Genomic DNA, 1,743 nt, shown 5'->3' with positions numbered 1-1,743 from the left:
GATCGGCCATGCGGGTACCTTAGATCCCTTGGCAACGGGACTTCTACTTGTGTGTACAGGAAAGTTCACCAAAAGAATCAACGAGCTTCAAGGGCAGATAAAGGAGTATACCGGTACGATTACCTTGGGCGCCACCACCCCCTCCTATGATCTGGAAACGGAAATCGACAACACTTTTTCCATGGATGGAATTTCAGAGGAAATGATTCGGGACGCAGCTTCCCAATTGACCGGGGAAATCGAACAATATCCCCCAATTTTTTCCGCCCTAAAAAAGGATGGCAAAAGGTTGTATGAATACGCCCGCGAGGGAAAGGAAATTCAAATAAAAAAACGATCGGTGACCGTTTCGGAGTTCGAAATCGTTAAGTTACAGTTGCCGGATGTCCATTTTAGGATTATTTGCAGTAAAGGCACTTATATCCGTAGTTTGGCACATGATTTGGGGCTTTTACTGAACAACGGGGGACACTTATCGAAACTGCGAAGAACCAAAATAGGCGATTACTCCGTAGATACTGCCATTGATCCGGTTGTTTTTGCGGATGACCTCCTCGGAAACTAAATGGTCCGAATACTGCAGGCCGGCAATAATTGCTATATGGACCGCCGAGAACCAAAGCGTTTGGCGCAATGCGATAGACAGAGGGCCAAAAGTGAAGTTATTGCAATTTTCGCACGTAGCGATGTCATATTTTATCACTAAATTTAAAGAACACTCATAAAAAAAAGTCCCTTGCGTTCACTTCAACGAATAATTAAAATATATCTGATCGATTTCGGTTATATGGTGATGAACCTTAACCGGAAGCAGTTATCGCTCTTGATTACCCTTTTTTCGATGGCCATTGTGATCTTGTGCTTGTACAACATCCAGTTGGGCAAAGAGGATAAGGTGGACGAATATGTTGTGGAGATGCTGTTACAGGATGATATCGAAGAACTTGAGAAGCAAAAGGAAGAACTGGAAGAGGAGCAAAAAATGGATCCCGTAAAAAGCCATTTGGCCTACAATGAGGCTATGAAGCCCAGTCAAGGCAAGCCGGAAGCTTTCAAGACCCTTGAGGAGCTGATGGAAGAAAGGGAAGCTGCCGCTGACAAGAACGAAGACCCCACCGACCTATCTGATGGCGAATATGCCGAAAGGGTTAAGGAACTCAAGAAAAAGCGCCAAGAAGCCAAACAGTTACTGGGCGAAAAAGAAGCGAAAAAACAGGAGTTTACCAATAATCTCGCCAAGCGCCGCACCTCGGTATCCTATTCATTGATCGACCGCAGCAACTACCGTTTACCACCACCTATCTACACCTGTATCGAAGGCGGCAAAGTGGTAGTCAACATTGAGGTAGATGACACGGGAAAAGTTATCGATGCGGATTTCAATTCCAGAAGTTCGGACACCTCAAACGGTTGTTTGGTCGAAAATGCCGTTGCGTATGCCTTGAAGGCAAAATTCAGTTCGCACCAAAGATCTACGCAGCGAGGTACTATCACCTACATTTTTCAAGGGAAGGCGCGCTAGACACCATAGCTTTCAATAATTCTCAAAACTTACAAATTGTCGGGGTTGACCGCCAAACTGTTGAACAACTTGGCCTTTATGGTGAAGAATTTGTTCTGTACCTCGTTTTGTTTCAGCTCTGCATCGATGAGCTTGCTTTCTCGGGAATTGATCAAGAAAAGTGAGCTCTCCCCAAAGCTGAACTTACGTTCTTCGGCCGCGAGCAACGTGCTGTAATTGTT

2 protein-coding genes and 1 pseudogene are annotated in these 1,743 nt (G+C 45.1%); 2 read left to right on the top strand and 1 reads right to left on the bottom strand.

From position 1 onward, the window contains the following. Positions 1-565: tRNA pseudouridine(55) synthase TruB (truB, locus tag ACEW8S_RS06305; RefSeq protein ID WP_373517328.1), on the top strand; the 565-nt coding region annotated here is incomplete at its 5' end. A 171-nt stretch (positions 566-736) separates the two neighbouring features. Next, entirely contained in the window at positions 737-1,522 is a 786-nt protein-coding gene (locus tag ACEW8S_RS06300) for an energy transducer TonB (protein ID WP_373517327.1), read from the top strand. Between the two features lie 29 nt (positions 1,523-1,551). Here the strand turns inward: ACEW8S_RS06300 and ACEW8S_RS06295 are convergent. Continuing rightward, positions 1,552-1,743 (bottom strand): annotated as a pseudogene (locus tag ACEW8S_RS06295) (transporter); the annotation flags it as partial.

The organism is Pricia sp., from assembly GCF_041745955.1.
GTDB lineage: Bacteria > Bacteroidota > Bacteroidia > Flavobacteriales > Flavobacteriaceae > Pricia.
This window is presented reverse-complemented; position numbering and strand designations above follow the sequence as displayed.